Genomic DNA, 14,921 nt, shown 5'->3' with positions numbered 1-14,921 from the left:
TATTTTGGAAGAGTATGGAAAATATTTTTAGTGTAGAAGGAAAAGTGGCTGTTGTTACAGGAGCAGGAGGCATTTTAGGAGGAAGCATTGCAAAAAGTTTATCAAAAGTAAGGGCAAAAGTCGTAATGCTAGATATTCGTAAGGAAAATCTGGATAACAAAGTTATCGAATTACAATCATTCGGTGGAGAAATTATTGGATTTGTTTGTAATGTTTTGAACATGAAAAGTCTCCATGAAACTGCTGAAAAGATCGTGGAAAAATTGGGACGAATAGATATTTTAATTAATTGTGCTGGTGGAAATATTCCAGGAGCTACACTTTCTCCTAATCAAACAATTTTTGATATGAAAATTGAAGATTGGGAAAAAGTCACCACATTAAATCAAAATGGAACAGTTTATCCCTGTTTGGTTTTCGGTCAAACAATGTCTAGACAAAAGAAGGGAAGTATAATCAATATTTCTTCTATGGCAACTTATAGTGCAATAACTCGTGTTCCAGGCTATTCAGTTGCTAAAGCTGGAATTAATATTTTTACTCAATGGTTAGCTTCTGAATTAGCTCATAAATTTGGAGAAGGTATCAGAGTAAATGCTATTGCTCCTGGATTCTTTATTGGAGATCAAAACCGTTCTGTATTGATTAATCCTGATGGAACATTGACGGAAAGAAGCGAAAAAGTACTAGCAAAGACACCTATGGGACGTTTTGGTGATATCAACGAACTAAACGGAGCTGTACAGTTTTTATGTTCACCTGCAGCAGGATTTATTACGGGAGCTATTCTCCCAGTTGATGGAGGTTTTAGTGCTTTTAGTGGTATATAGAAGTTATTATCACTGTATATGAGACTTTTTATTGCTATTTCTTCGTTTCAGCATCTCAATGATTCCTGGTAATAATGATATAAAGATAAGACTTACAATTAGAAGACTAAAGTGATCTTTTATAAAATTTAATTGACCAAAAAAATAGCCAGCATATAGGAATAACATTACCCAAAAAATACCTCCCATTATATTGTAGATTAAAAAACAAGTGTAGTTCATTTTTCCTAATCCAGCTATAAAAGGAGCAAATGTTCTTACTATTGGCACAAAACGAGCAAGAAGAATGGTTTTTCCCCCATATTTTTTGTAAAAATCGTGTGCACTTTTTAGATAACTTTGCTTAAAAATGAGTGAATTAGGATTACGGAAAAATTTTTTACCAAAAAAAAATCCTATCGAGTAATTGCAAGTATCACCCAGGATAGTCGCAATAGAAATCAATAATAGAGCGTTGTGAACGCTAATTTTACTTGTTTCTCTAGTGGCTAATGTGCCTACTGAAAATAACAAAGAATCACCTGGAAGAAAAGGAACTATTACTAACCCTGTTTCACAAAAACAAATCAAAAATAGACATACATATACCCAAGAGCTATATTGAGTACTCAATTCTACCAAATAATTGTTGATATTGAATAAATCCATCATGCATTTATTTTTTGAAAAGATACAGGAGCAAAATTCAGTCTGCGTTTCTCTAAATTGCTATGCATCACCTTTATTTGTATAGGATCTCCTAAAGAATAAGTACGTTTTTTTCTTTTACCTATCAATCTATAAGCTTTTTCATCTAATTCGTAAAAATCATCATCCAAATAACGCATTGAAACCAATCCTTCACATCCGTTTTCATTTAATTCTACGTACAATCCCCATTCTGTTACATTTGATATTACTCCGTCAAATAAATTGCCTATCTTGTTAGACATAAATTCAATTTGTTTAGATTTAATAGAAGCTCTTTCTACTTGAACAGCAATTGTTTCTTGTTCAGAACAATGTTTACATATTTTTTCTAAAAAATGTTTAGAAATAGAATATTTTTCATCTAAATAGTATCTTTTCAATAGTCGGTGAACTATCATGTCAGGATAACGACGAATAGGTGACGTAAAGTGAGTATAATACTCAAATGCTAATCCGTAATGTCCAATATTTTCTGTTGTATAAATAGCTTTTTCCATTGTTCTTAGAGCAATAGTCTCAATCAAATTTTGTTCTTTTTTCCCTTGTATTTGTTTATATATCCAATTAAAGTTCTTAAAGATTTTATTATTTATTCCTTCAGTATTCAATTCATATCCGAAATTACGAACAAACTGTACAAAATGTTCCATTTTTTCTACATTCGGAGAATCGTGTACTCGATAAACAAATGGTTCCATTTTTCCTTTTTTAGAAGCTTTTCCAATTATTTCAGCAACTGTTTTATTAGCTAAAAGCATAAATTCTTCTATCAACTGGTGAGCTGCTTTAATTTCTTTAAAATAAATGCATAAAGGAGTATTATCTTTATCTAAAGAAAATTGGATTTCTCTTTGAGTAAAATCAATCGAACCATTTGATAATCTCTTCTCTCTCAAAATCTTTGCTAAACAGTTTAAAGTAAAAACAGCACTGTTTAAAGAGAAATCCTCATAGTCAGTGACAGAATTCTTTTCTATTATTTCTTGGACTTCTTCATAAGTAAAACGATGGTTGGAAGAAATAATTGTTTGCTGAATACGATAATTATTAATTTTGGCTTTCTCATCCATTTCAAAAATAACAGAAAAGCATAATTTATCTTCATTTGGACGTAACGAACAAATTTTATTGCATAATATCTCCGGAAGCATTGGGATAACTTTATCTACTAAATACACAGAAGTCCCTCTTTTCAATGCTTCCTTATCAATACTACTGTTAGGATTTATATAGTGAGTTACATCTGCTATATGTATTCCTATCTCGTAAAGATTATTAGATAGTTTTTTGATGGATAAAGCATCGTCAAAATCTTTGGCGTTTTGTGGATCAATTGTAAAAGTAAGTATTTCTCGAAAATCTTCACGACCACTAACCTCTGCTGAAGTAATATGATTTGGAATTTTTTGTGCTGCTTTTTCTGCTTCTTCAGGATATTTATGTGGCAAATTGTATTCATCCTGAATAGTTTTTATTATGTTTTTAGTATTCTTTAACTGATACTTATCTCTATCTATTTTAATTAGAAAATTTTCCTCGCAAAGTACTCCTAAAATATGGAAAATTACTAGCTTGTTAACCCGAGAAGTTATGTCAATTCTGGAACTAATTTGCTTATAGTTTAAAACTTTCTTTGGACAAGTTTTAAAAAGATTCAGTATTTTCTGAAAAATTTCTCTTTTTTTTAATCTTTTGAAAGATTTTATTTGATTTTTATCCTTTTTTTTTACCATACCATATGTGAAATAAGTTTCCTTAAATCCGATACATGAAGTATCTTAAATATATTCTGTAACTAGATACCGAATGTATTATTTTATTTTCTGTAAAACAACCCTCCTTGAGGAGTTCAACTTTTATCATTATCGATGATAATTCTTATAATTAAGTATGATTTTAACTATTCCATAATTACTTCCAAATAAAATAACAACATGTAAATGTTTACATTATAGTTTATTAAAAATCAAAACAAATTCATTTAACAATGAAAATTGTTATTATTCAATAAATCTTCTAAAATAATACGAAATTACCCTTTTGTATTAAAAATACACTTTCGTTATTAGGTAATAATCTCACATTATCATCATTTAGCGTTTCATGAGTTTTGTTCATCTTAGATAGATTTATATATCCTTTTTTTATTTTAGACTGTTAAATTGACAATCTCCTTCCTTTTCTCTCAATTTTCAACCATCTAAATAGTGCTCATTTTCAACTACATAGAATTTTAACTTTAATTCTATGTTAATGATAATTTATTAAAAAGGATTTTTATATTAAAACTATTTCTTGTAATTTTTACATTTATCTGAAACATGTTCTATAACATTATTTCACTGGATTACTAATGTTTCTTCCATAACTTTCGACTCACATTTCCCAGAACATTTATTATTTTTTAATTGTAATTACATCACTCTTCTAAAGTAATTACAAAGTAGACATAGTACTCCACTTTTCTACTCCCATGTTTAGATAGAATCGAGATTGTAATTCTTACAATATTTTGGATATACTAAGCTGGATGGTATTATTTCGTAGTTACATTTTGTTTTGTTTTGCTCTTGTTTTAATATCTAACCATATTTGGTTAAATGTTATAGACACAATCGCATCCAGATAGAAGTGTTTTATAATTTTGAACTCACATACAGTCAACATATTCCGAAATACTGATGATTATTTACATTCAAACCATTTAGATATTATTCAAATGAAAAATCGGGAATCTGCTTACTTCTCCTGCTATAACTAGACTAGTTTCCGGAAACTACTTCGTTTTGATATAATTACTCTCTCATCTATGTTACAGTTGCCATTTTAAACAGTAATATTTAATTATACTTTATACTTTTTATTTATAATCTAAAACAAATATTTCTTATATTTAAGTAAGTTTTTTCATCAATTTCTAAAATTTCCATCTGAAAATTTCTCTTATTCTATACATTTCCTAGCAATTCAATCTCGAATTTCTCTAACAATAATTATCAATACTTTCCAATATTTTTTTGAAAAACTCAACTTCCAATAGCTCTGACCTCTTTCATAATTTTTATTAAAATTGAATATTCAAAAAAGTGGTGCCACCAAGAATCGAACTAGGGACACACGGATTTTCAGTCCGTTGCTCTACCAACTGAGCTATGGCACCTTACCTGATACCTTACAAAGGTAAGGTATTCTTTGCAGTATATTCAATTTTGATAGTATATACAAACAACTAATATTAAATTAATTACAAAAAAAATTATAAAATGAAGATAAATACAAATTTACTCAAGACAAAATATCTTCTGTCCCGTATAATATTATATAGAAAACATCTGACATATAAGTATAAATACTTATTGATAAATTAATCCAATTATACTGATTACTAAACAACTATTTTCCATACCTTTATAATCAAATATTTGGCTCTTTCTTACTGATTTATTAAGTGACAAGAGGTTAAATTAGGATTCTGGATTAGTAATTATTCCCATAATTACAGGTTTTTGTACGACTTTTGTAAAGAAAGCATATTCCTTCTCACTGTTAAATTTTGATGGGAAGGAGTACGGAATGTATTGATTCTTGAATCAATACATTCAATGTTGACATTTAGATTTTTTGGATAGAAAACAAAGTAGATTTTAGGTTTTGTCAAGTTTATTTTTGCTTATCAAAGTTTGGGTTAAGAATGAAAATTATGGAACTGTTCATCATTTAAGATGAAGCGAGATAGAAAAATAAAAACTTTTTTATCAAAAATATTATAGAAAAATGTTATCATTGACATTCTATCTGGGCTTAATTAATATCAGTAAAAGAACATACTGCATACTAAATTAGAGACAGAGCAATACGTAGTAAACTCAAATTTTTAATAGACTTACTGTAATGCCTTAAATGCAGCATCAAATAGTCAAGCATAACTCTAACTAATACCAATATAAAAACAAAAATATAAATTATTTAGTAGAAATATACCATTATAACAATAATAGCACCATGACCTACATACAAGATTTTTTTTCTAAGCAAAGTATTGCATTATCAATGTTTTACTTGTGCTTAACTGCTTTTATAGGGATGATAATAGGAAAAATTGAAGTGAAAGGTATTAAATTAGGAGTCGCGGGTGTATTATTCGCAGGCATATTTGTTTCCCATTTCGGAGCAATGATTGATGAGCATACTCTACATTTTGTTCGTGATTTCGGATTCATATTCTTTATTTATAGTGTTGGGCTATGTATGGGACCACGCTTTTTTTTTTCATTTAAAAAAAATGGCTTATTGTTAAATCTACTAGCAGTGGGTATTGTAATGGGAGGATTTGGCATGGCCGGACTAATTTACTTCATTACGAAAATATCTCCGACCACTATAGTTGGACTTCTTTGTGGAGCAATAACTAGTACACCTAGCCTTGGTGCTGCCCAACAAGTATTTACAGAACAAGGACTTGGGTCTCGTACTGTTTCCGAAACAAGTATGGCCTATACTATTGCTTATCCGTTAGGAATTTTAGGAATTATTGTCACTATGCTATTAATACGACTTATATTTAGAATAAACATCAATAAGGAAATTAAAAACTATACTGATTCATTGGGTAGTAGTGAAACTAAACTGCAAAGTGTTGAAATTAAGGTGATTAATTCTAATTTATTTGGTAAACACATTGATTATATTAAACGAATATTAGATAAAGAATTAGCTGTATCTCGTATCATACGCAATGAAAAATCTGTAATCGCTACCGATAAAGAAATCATTCAACAAGGAGATATTCTTTGTGGTGTTTCAGCTCAAGACAAGATAGAAAATTTGAAATTCAAAATTGGAAGAGTAGAACTGGCAAAAAACAAAAAGGATATTTCAGGCACTTTAGGAATGATGAATATTCTATTAACCAATCAAAAATTGGCAGGAAAAACAATTGAACAAGTAGGGATATACCGTCGTTACCCAGCTAATATAACTCGCATATTCCGATCAAATATGAAAATTTTACCGACTATGCAAACAACACTAGAAATAGGAGATACTGTTAGGATAGTTGGGGAAAAAGAAGTTCTGAATGATGTAAAAAAAGAATTAGGCAATTCCATAGATGAATTGGCAAAACCTAATATCATTTCAGTTTTTCTCGGAATCTTCGCAGGAATTATACTAGGAAGTATACCAATTTTTATTCCAGGTCTTTCCTCTCCTGCCAAACTTGGACTTGCTGGAGGTCAATTATTGATAGCCATTTTATTGGGAAACAGAGGACGAGTAGGCAAATTGAGTTTTTATATGACACCTGGAGCCAGTCTCTTTATGCGTGAACTAGGTATTATTCTTTTCCTTTCCTGTATTGGATTGCTGTCAGGTGAAAAATTTGTGGAAACCATTCAAAATGGAGGATGGCTATGGATATTATATGGTATTACCATAACTCTTGTACCTATATTGATAGTAGGTATTATTGCAAGACTAATGAAAATAAATTATTTAATAATATGTGGGTTAATAGCAGGTTCTATGACTGATTCTCCAGCGTTAGAATTTGCAAATAGCATTGCACCTACTCAAGCACAAGCAACCGCTTATGCTACCGTATATCCATTAACCATGTTTTTGAGAGTGCTATTGGTACAAATTTTTGTATTGATAACGTTGTAAACGCTCTCTTTTTAGAATAAACAGGAGAATTGGATACAATTACAACCTAATAAGCGAAAAAATATTTTTTTAAATTTTTTATACTCACTATTTTTCGCAGTATTACCGAGAAGATTCCATCAGTCTTTTTATTTTAATTCGATTTTATATCATAGTTTTCCTTGTAAAAGGAATAAGACGATTCTGAAAATTTATATAGTGTTTAATTCTTCCATTTTTTTATTTATTTTGCAACAAGTATTTCTTAAAATTTCAAAGATAGGAAACAACCATAGTACCCAGAACCGGGATCGAACCGGTATGGAAGCAAGTCCACTGGTTTTTGAGACCAGCGCGTCTACCAATTTCGCCATCTGGGCTTACTACTAAGGCTGACAGTAAAATTAGAAATAACTTTTCTTGTTTACAACAAGCAATTCTTTATTTATTTACTTTTGTAATGAAATTACAAATTCGGTACAAGTTAGATGAAATCCATAGATAAAATACAAGACGAAATAATTAAGGAGTTTTCTTTTTTTGAAGAATGGGAAAGTAAGTATAAGTTTCTCATTAAGATGGGAAACTATCTACCTTCTTTACCAGAACAGTATAAAACAACTAATAATCTAATAGCTGGTTGCCAAAGTCGTGTATGGGTACACGCAACTTTTTCTGATGAAAAAATAATTTATCAAGCAGAGAGTGATTCTCTCATTGTTAGAGGTATTATTTTTTTATTAATTAGGATACTTTCCCATCACAGTCCAGAGGAAATTCTTGAGGCTGATTTATATTTTATAGATGTTATCGGATTGAAAGCTCATCTTACTCCTATCCGCTCTAATGGATTAATTGCTATGTTAAAACAAATGAAACTTTATGCTTTAGCTTTTAAGAATATATATTAAACAATGAAAAAATTAAAAATTACTGAACTCAATCGTATTAGTAAAGAGGATTTTAAAAAAGCTAAAAAAATTCCTTTGGTTGTAGTTCTAGATAATGTACGTAGCCTCAATAATATAGGTTCTGTATTTCGTACATGTGATGCTTTTCTTGTAAAAGCTATTTATCTGTGTGGAATTACTGCAACTCCTCCTAATATTAGAATCCACAAAACAGCACTAGGTTCAGAAGATTCGGTCAATTGGAAATATTTTTCTGTTACTTTGAAAGCTATAGAAGAACTTCGAGGAAAAGGTTATCAAATAATAACTGTAGAACAAGCAAAAGAAAGTATTATGCTTGATAAGTTTCAACCAAAATATGCAAAACAGGCCATCATATTTGGTAATGAAGTTCATGGCATAGATTCAGAAGTAATGAATCTATGCGATACATGTATTGAAATACCTCAATTCGGAACAAAGCACTCACTCAATATATCAATAACAGCAGGAATTGTAATATGGGAAATCGTAAAAACACAAATTTTACAATAATAATATTGAATTTTACTTCTAAAATACTAAGAACAGTATATATATTTATTCATCATTTTCAGTATTATATTACGTTCATATAATTTTCTTTTATAAAAAGAATTCTTCATTTTTATGAAAAAAAATATATGACACTCAATACAATTAAAATAAATAAAAAGTTAACTTTGCATTAATTAAATTGAAAGTATGAAAATACAATTGCGCAGCCATGAGAGTACTCATGGACGCAAAATGGCTGGGGCGCGTGCTTTATGGAAAGCTAATGGAATGAAAACTGAACAATTGAACAAGCCTATCATTGCTATCGTTAATTCCTTTACACAATTCGTACCTGGACACGCACACTTACACGAAATAGGTCAATTTGTTAAATCGGAGATAGAGAAACAAGGCTTTTTTGCAGCTGAATTCAATACTATTGCTATCGATGACGGTATTGCAATGGGACATGACGGAATGCTGTATTCTTTGCCTTCACGCGATTTAATCGCTGATAGTGTGGAGTATATGATACAAGCACACAAAGCTGATGCTATGGTTTGTATTAGTAATTGCGACAAAATTACACCTGGTATGCTAATGGCATCCATGCGACTAAACATCCCAACTGTTTTTGTATCCGGAGGTCCAATGGAAGCTGGATACCTAAATGGGAATAAATTAGATTTAATTAAAGCTATGGTTCAAAGTGCTGACACTTCCTTAAGTGATGAACAAGTTAATCAAGTGGAATTAAATGCTTGCCCTACATGCGGTTCGTGTTCTGGAATGTTTACCGCCAATTCTATGAATTGTCTGAATGAGGCAATTGGTTTAGCATTACCTGGAAATGGAACTATCGTTGCTACCCATATTCGTAGAAAACAACTTTTTACAGATGCAGCTAATTTAATAATTAAAAATACATATAAATATTACAAAGAAGGAAATGAAAATGTTCTTCCTTTGAACATTGCTACTCGTGAATCTTTCTTAAATGCTATGACCTTAGATATCGCTATGGGTGGTTCTACCAATACAATTTTGCATCTTTTAGCTATAGCTCACGAAGCAAAAGTGGATTTTACACTGCAAGACATCGATGCTCTTTCTCGTAAAACTCCTTGCCTTTGCAAAGTTACTCCCAATACTGAAAAATATTATATTCAAGATGTAAATCGTGCAGGTGGTATTATCAGTATCATGGCAGAATTGCACAAAAAAAAATTGATAGATGCTTCTGCGAAACGAATCGATGGTTTAACTGTAGAAGAAGCCATTCGCCAATTTGATATTTGTAGCATAAGTGTTACAGAGGAGTCATTGAATAAATGCAAATCTGCTCCAGGGAACAGATTCAATTTTGTTATGGCTTCTCAAAAAAATGACTATGATACACTGGATACCGATCGAATGAATGGATGCATTCGCAATATAAAACATGCTTATAGTAACGATGGAGGATTAGCTGTGTTGAAAGGTAATATTGCTATAGATGGATGCGTAATAAAAACTGCCGGTGTAGACGAAAATATCTTTCGATTTTCAGGACCAGCTAAAGTGTTTTATTCTCAAGAATCTGCTTGTAAAGGAATTTTAAGAGGAAATGTTGTTAGCGGTGATGTCGTAGTAATTATTTATGAAGGTCCTAAAGGAGGCCCTGGAATGCAGGAAATGCTTTATCCTACTTCTTATATTAAATCTCGTCATTTAGGTGAAAAATGTGCCTTAGTTACAGACGGTCGTTTTTCAGGAGGGACGTCAGGGTTATCTATTGGTCATATATCACCAGAAGCTGCTGCTGGAGGGAATATTGGATTGGTTAGAAACAACGATATAATAGCTATCAATATTCCCGAAAGGACAATTAATGCATTGGTATCAGAAGAAGAATTTGAAAAAAGGAGAAAAAAAGAATTACAACGCGGAAACGCAGCATTTACACCTCTAAATAGGAAAAGAATAATTTCTACCGCATTGAGAGCATATGCTTCAATGGTTAGTTCGGCAGATAAAGGAGCTATACGAATTGTCTGAATATTAAACTCCATCTAATCCAAATAGAAGAATTTTAAAATCCATAGATACTAAAAAATCACTTTTTTCTCTGTTGTTTCAATAATTCGTATCGTTTCCTTTGAATTTCTTCCAAACGAGCCATAAACCCAGATTTTTTCATAACGGATTTTGCTTTCTTTTTATTAGCTTCCAATCTAGCAAGTAGTTTGTTCTCATTAACAAATAAACGAAAAATGATTGTTTGTACAATAGTTATTGACGTAGAAACTAAATAATAATAATTTAACCCAGCAGGATATGAATTAAGAAAGAAAAACATTACAATCGGCGTAAAATACATCATCAGTTTCATACTTGGAAGTTGTTCTTGCCCAGTATTTTGTTGATCCATCGTACATCTTGTATTTAGAATTGTAGCTAACGACATTAACAAACAAAATAAACTAATATGATTGTCTAAAATTTTTGAAAAAAAAGGGATATCAACATTCCAATAAATTAGTGAATCATAGGTAGATAAGTCTTTTGTCCATAAAAAACCTTGATTTCTTAAACAAATAGCCGAAGGGAAAAACATAAATAAAGCAATTAGAAAAGGCATTTGTAATAACGTTGGTAAGCAACCTGCCATTGGATTAACACCTACTTGACGGTACAGTTCCATTGTTTTTTGTTGTCGGTTCAAAATTCTTTCTTTCCCTGGATATTTAACATTAATAGCCTCTATTTGTGGTCTGAGCACACGCATCTTTGCTGAAGAAATAAAAGATTTATAAGTTAATGGGAAGAGAAAAATTTTAATAACTAATGTTAAAAATAGGATTGCCAATCCTATTTTTATATTTTTTTCGTTTGTTAACCAATTAAATATTGGAATAATAAGGCATTTATTAATTGTACGAAAAAGACTCCATCCCAATGGAACAAGTTTTTCTAATTCAAGATTTTGTCCTTCCAATTTTGTTTTATCGTAATTTCTTAACAAGAAATAATCATTTGGACCAAAATAAAAGTTAAACTTTATTGGTTTTATATTGTATGGAACACTTGTCAAAGTGTTATATTCTTTTATATATATATCATCTATCAGAGATTTCGAATCCAATTTTGCCGACTCAAAATTGCTGATAAATACAGAGGAAAAAAACTGATCTTTATATCCTATCCACTTCAATCTATTAGGAACATTCTTAAAATCATCTTTAGTTTCTCGTAATTGTTCTACATCACCAGCTAAAAATTTATAAACTAATCTAGCATAACGTTCCTCAAATTTTCGACCTTTTTCTTGCTGTCTTATCTTTTGCATCCATTGAATATTTAATGTGCGCATGTATGGAGAAAGTTCTGTCTGTAAATTATTAGATAAAAGCTTAAAATCTACCATGTAATCATCAGGATGAATAGTATAAACAAAATCCATGTATTTATTTTTTCCCGCATTTAATCGTAGAATAGTTTGTAACTCTGAACTAGAAACTATCTTAAAATAAAAATCCTCCGAATTGAGTACTCTGTTATTTACAGAAATGAAACCAATATTAAATGCAGATTCATTGCCATCAAACAAATACAGTGGTTCACCTTTATAATTGGCGTATTTTTTTAGCCGAACTGAACAAATACGGCCACCTTTAGTACTTAACTTGACTTCCATTAATGCATTTTGCATCGTTAAAAATATTTCTTTTCCCTGTGCTGAGATACCAAAACTCCCGTAAAGATCATTTAATTGAGTTTGATTTACAGGAACAAATTCTTCTTTTTTACTACCAAATAACTGCTTTGTTACAATAGAATTTTGATGTTTTTTTTGCGCTTCAAACTGTTTTTGAGTTGGAGAGTTCAAATAAGAAAATCCAAAGAGTACAAAAAAAATAAGTACAAATCCAATAGCAGTATTTTTATTCATAAATACTTGTACAGTTTTTTTTAAGTAATTGAAGAGATAGAAGCCTTTATAAAACTCATAAATAGAGGATTTGGATTTATTACTGTACTGTTATACTCCGGATGGAATTGTGTTCCTATATACCATTTTAAGTAAGGAATTTCTATTATTTCTACTAAATTAGTAATAGGATTAATGCCAGTACACTTCATCCCGTTTTTTTCAAATATTTCTTTATACACATTATTAAATTCATAGCGATGACGATGACGTTCTCTTACTTGCTCAACTTTGTAAGCTTCTATAACCTTTGAACCTCTCTTTAATCTACATTCGTAAGAGCCTAATCGCATAGAACCGCCCATAATTGTTACTTTCTTTTGTTCTGACATCAAATCTATTACTTTGTTAGAAGTTGTTTTACTCATTTCAGTAGAATTAGCATCAGTCAGTTTCAATACATTCCGTGCAAACTCAATAATCATACATTGCATCCCTAAACAAATTCCAAAGGTAGGTTTATTATTCTCCCGTGCAAATTTTAATGCAACAAGTTTTCCTTCAATTCCACGTTGGCCAAACCCAGGAGCAACTACTATACCATCCGTATCTGATAATTGTTCACTTACATTACTATCATTAATTTTTTCAGAGCTGATAAGATGCAAATCTAATTTGTGCTCATTATAAGTAGCTGCTTGAAATAAAGACTCATTGATAGATTTGTAAGCATCAGGTAGTTCAACATATTTTCCTACGACTCCTATTGTTACGGTTTTCTCTACCGATTTCATATTTTCAATGAAATTCATCCAAAGTGCTAAATCTGATTCCCCTTCATCTAACATTTCCATTTTTTGAAGAATAATTTTATCCAATCCTTGTTTTACTAAAATAACTGGAACTTCGTAAATACTATTAACATCATATGACTGAATAACGGCATTTTCATCTACATTACAAAACAAGGCCACTTTACGACAAATATTCTTATCTAATCTTTTTTCAGTACGAAGTACCAAGATATTTGGTTGAATCCCCTGTTCTTGAAGTAATTTGACAGAATGTTGAGTTGGTTTTGTTTTTAATTCTTTAGATGCGGCGATGTAGGGTACATAAGTCAAATGAATACATAAACAATTCTTCCCTAATTTCCATATTAATTGACGAACACTCTCTATAAATGGTAGAGATTCAATATCTCCTACTGTTCCCCCAATTTCTGTAATCAGGAAATCATATTCTCCTGTTTCCCCTAATATCAAAACATTACGCTTTATTTCATCCGTAATGTGTGGAACAACTTGAACAGTTTTACCTAAAAAATCGCCTTTCCTTTCTTTATTTATTACATTTTGATAAATACGACCTGCAGTAACATTATTTGCTTTGCTTGTTGGTATATTTAAAAAACGTTCGTAATGTCCTAAATCTAAATCTGTCTCACAACCATCGCTGGTTACGTAACATTCACCGTGTTCATAAGGATTAAGTGTTCCAGGGTCAATATTAATATACGGATCAAATTTTTGTATCGTAACTTTGTATCCTCTTCCTTGTAAAAGCTTGCCTATTGATGCCGCAATAATTCCTTTACCTAAGGACGAAACTACACCCCCTGTAATAAAAATATACTTTGTATCTAACATAACATACAATTATCTTTAACTTCACAAGTTTTTATTACAAAAACAGCAATCTACTGCATTTTTACTCTGTTTAGAGTAATTTTCTATATACTACTATAAAAACAAAAAAGTATTCCCTTCTAGGGATAAATAATTAAAAGATTTATTTATTTGCATTATAATCTGTTTCTGTATCTTTTTCATCTTCGTCAAATTGGTAAAGTTTATAATCTTCTATCAGTTTTATCAATTTTGTAGCATAAAGCTTATCTGTAGCATAACCACATTTCTTTAATCCTTTTGCCCAGCTATCATAGTCTTTTATAGATATCATAAACAACGAAGAATAACGTTCTCTATGTAAAAAAGACGAATAATCTTCAAATGAATCTTCAGTTGTTTTATATTTTCTAAAACATTCATTCGGTTCATCGTCTGAATAATAATAATACTCTCCCATCCAATCTAAGTTGCATTTAATTCCAAAGTGATTGTTGGTTTCTTTAACCAATTGACTTTTTCCAGCTCCACTTTCCAATAATCCTTGAGCTAGAACAATACTTGCCGGAATTTTACATTTGTGCATTAGTTTAACCGCTATAGTATGATAAGCATCTATATAATCTATATAATCTTGATTATATTCTTGGGATAATGATGAATCAAAGAATAGTAAAAAGAACAAAAATACTCCCAGTACGCAACAACACCCTCTCATATAATGTACATGATTATAACTATTAGAAAGTCTGAGAAATTATCTCAGACTTTCTAATAAATTTCACTCCAGTTT

The 14,921-nt window shown here is 30.6% G+C and carries 10 protein-coding genes and 2 tRNA genes; 5 read left to right on the top strand and 7 right to left on the bottom strand.

Translation table 11 applies throughout. The annotated features are described in order from the left end of the window. Positions 1 to 14 precede the first annotated feature (14 nt). A complete protein-coding gene (locus ACZ5QM_RS02495; protein WP_464182430.1) occupies positions 15 to 830 on the top strand; it encodes an SDR family oxidoreductase in 816 nt (271 codons plus the stop codon). Between the two features lie 9 nt (positions 831 to 839). Here the strand turns inward: ACZ5QM_RS02495 and ACZ5QM_RS02490 are convergent, their stop codons facing one another. The 3 genes from ACZ5QM_RS02490 to ACZ5QM_RS02480 all read right to left on the bottom strand — a co-directional run bounded on the left by ACZ5QM_RS02490 (position 840) and on the right by ACZ5QM_RS02480 (position 4,680). Beyond that, positions 840 to 1,478 carry a DedA family protein gene (locus ACZ5QM_RS02490; protein WP_464182429.1) on the bottom strand — a complete coding sequence of 213 codons (639 nt, stop codon included), beginning with the start codon at positions 1,476 to 1,478 and terminating at the stop codon, positions 840 to 842. Then, complete coding sequence (rnr, locus tag ACZ5QM_RS02485; RefSeq protein WP_464182428.1) at positions 1,478 to 3,253, bottom strand: ribonuclease R; 1,776 nt, start codon at positions 3,251 to 3,253, stop codon at positions 1,478 to 1,480. Before rnr ends, ACZ5QM_RS02490 begins: the two co-directional genes overlap by 1 nt. Before the next feature lie 1,354 nt (positions 3,254 to 4,607). Continuing rightward, positions 4,608 to 4,680 (bottom strand) — tRNA-Phe (locus ACZ5QM_RS02480). Positions 4,681 to 5,522: 842 nt separating this feature from the next. Here ACZ5QM_RS02480 and ACZ5QM_RS02475 point away from each other — a divergent pair. Beyond that, the gene (locus ACZ5QM_RS02475) at positions 5,523 to 7,184 is read left to right on the top strand and encodes a putative transporter (RefSeq protein ID WP_464182426.1); all 1,662 of its coding nucleotides are present in this window, start codon (positions 5,523 to 5,525) and stop codon (positions 7,182 to 7,184) included. A 275-nt stretch (positions 7,185 to 7,459) separates the two neighbouring features. Here the strand turns inward: ACZ5QM_RS02475 and ACZ5QM_RS02470 are convergent. Then, positions 7,460 to 7,543: transfer RNA gene (locus ACZ5QM_RS02470), tRNA-Leu, on the bottom strand. Between the two features lie 108 nt (positions 7,544 to 7,651). Here ACZ5QM_RS02470 and ACZ5QM_RS02465 point away from each other — a divergent pair. From ACZ5QM_RS02465 to ilvD, 3 genes are all read left to right on the top strand, one after another. After that, on the top strand, positions 7,652 to 8,074 hold the full coding sequence (locus ACZ5QM_RS02465) for a SufE family protein (RefSeq protein WP_464202993.1): 423 nt from the start codon (positions 7,652 to 7,654) through the stop codon (positions 8,072 to 8,074). 3 nt (positions 8,075 to 8,077) lie between these two features. Continuing rightward, positions 8,078 to 8,608: an RNA methyltransferase gene (locus tag ACZ5QM_RS02460; protein WP_464182422.1), complete on the top strand. Its 531-nt coding sequence runs from the start codon at positions 8,078 to 8,080 to the stop codon at positions 8,606 to 8,608. Between the two features lie 189 nt (positions 8,609 to 8,797). After that, the gene (gene ilvD, locus ACZ5QM_RS02455; protein ID WP_464182421.1) at positions 8,798 to 10,627 is read left to right on the top strand and encodes a dihydroxy-acid dehydratase; all 1,830 of its coding nucleotides are present in this window, start codon (positions 8,798 to 8,800) and stop codon (positions 10,625 to 10,627) included. 58 nt (positions 10,628 to 10,685) lie between these two features. Here ilvD and yidC read toward each other — a convergent pair whose 3' ends face one another. The 3 genes from yidC to ACZ5QM_RS02440 form a co-directional block, all read right to left on the bottom strand. Then, a complete protein-coding gene (gene yidC, locus ACZ5QM_RS02450) occupies positions 10,686 to 12,521 on the bottom strand; it encodes a membrane protein insertase YidC (RefSeq protein WP_464182419.1) in 1,836 nt (611 codons plus the stop codon). Positions 12,522 to 12,541: 20 nt separating this feature from the next. After that, positions 12,542 to 14,149 (bottom strand): CTP synthase, encoded by a 1,608-nt coding sequence (locus ACZ5QM_RS02445; protein ID WP_464182418.1) that lies wholly within the window; start codon positions 14,147 to 14,149, stop codon positions 12,542 to 12,544. A gap of 142 nt (positions 14,150 to 14,291) precedes the next feature. Next, positions 14,292 to 14,846 (bottom strand): glycoside hydrolase family 73 protein, encoded by a 555-nt coding sequence (locus tag ACZ5QM_RS02440; protein ID WP_464182417.1) that lies wholly within the window; start codon positions 14,844 to 14,846, stop codon positions 14,292 to 14,294. Positions 14,847 to 14,921 lie beyond the last annotated feature (75 nt).

It is taken from the genome of Azobacteroides sp. (SeqCode) (assembly GCF_055395615.1).
Note: the sequence above shows the minus strand (reverse complement) of the source record. Positions and strands in the feature narration are given on the sequence as shown.

Excerpts from the sequence above, each read along its gene's own strand:
- ACZ5QM_RS02495 (WP_464182430.1), top strand. The coding sequence starts at position 15 with ATGGAAAATATTTTTAGTGTAGAAGGAAAAGTGGCTGTTGTTACAGGA.
- ACZ5QM_RS02490 (WP_464182429.1), bottom strand. The coding sequence starts at position 1,478 with ATGGATTTATTCAATATCAACAATTATTTGGTAGAATTGAGTACTCAA.
- rnr (WP_464182428.1), bottom strand. The coding sequence starts at position 3,253 with ATGGTAAAAAAAAAGGATAAAAATCAAATAAAATCTTTCAAAAGATTA.
- ACZ5QM_RS02475 (WP_464182426.1), top strand. The coding sequence starts at position 5,523 with ATGACCTACATACAAGATTTTTTTTCTAAGCAAAGTATTGCATTATCA.
- ACZ5QM_RS02465 (WP_464202993.1), top strand. The coding sequence starts at position 7,652 with ATGAAATCCATAGATAAAATACAAGACGAAATAATTAAGGAGTTTTCT.
- ACZ5QM_RS02460 (WP_464182422.1), top strand. The coding sequence starts at position 8,078 with ATGAAAAAATTAAAAATTACTGAACTCAATCGTATTAGTAAAGAGGAT.
- ilvD (WP_464182421.1), top strand. The coding sequence starts at position 8,798 with ATGAAAATACAATTGCGCAGCCATGAGAGTACTCATGGACGCAAAATG.
- yidC (WP_464182419.1), bottom strand. The coding sequence starts at position 12,521 with ATGAATAAAAATACTGCTATTGGATTTGTACTTATTTTTTTTGTACTC.
- ACZ5QM_RS02445 (WP_464182418.1), bottom strand. The coding sequence starts at position 14,149 with ATGTTAGATACAAAGTATATTTTTATTACAGGGGGTGTAGTTTCGTCC.
- ACZ5QM_RS02440 (WP_464182417.1), bottom strand. The coding sequence starts at position 14,846 with ATGAGAGGGTGTTGTTGCGTACTGGGAGTATTTTTGTTCTTTTTACTA.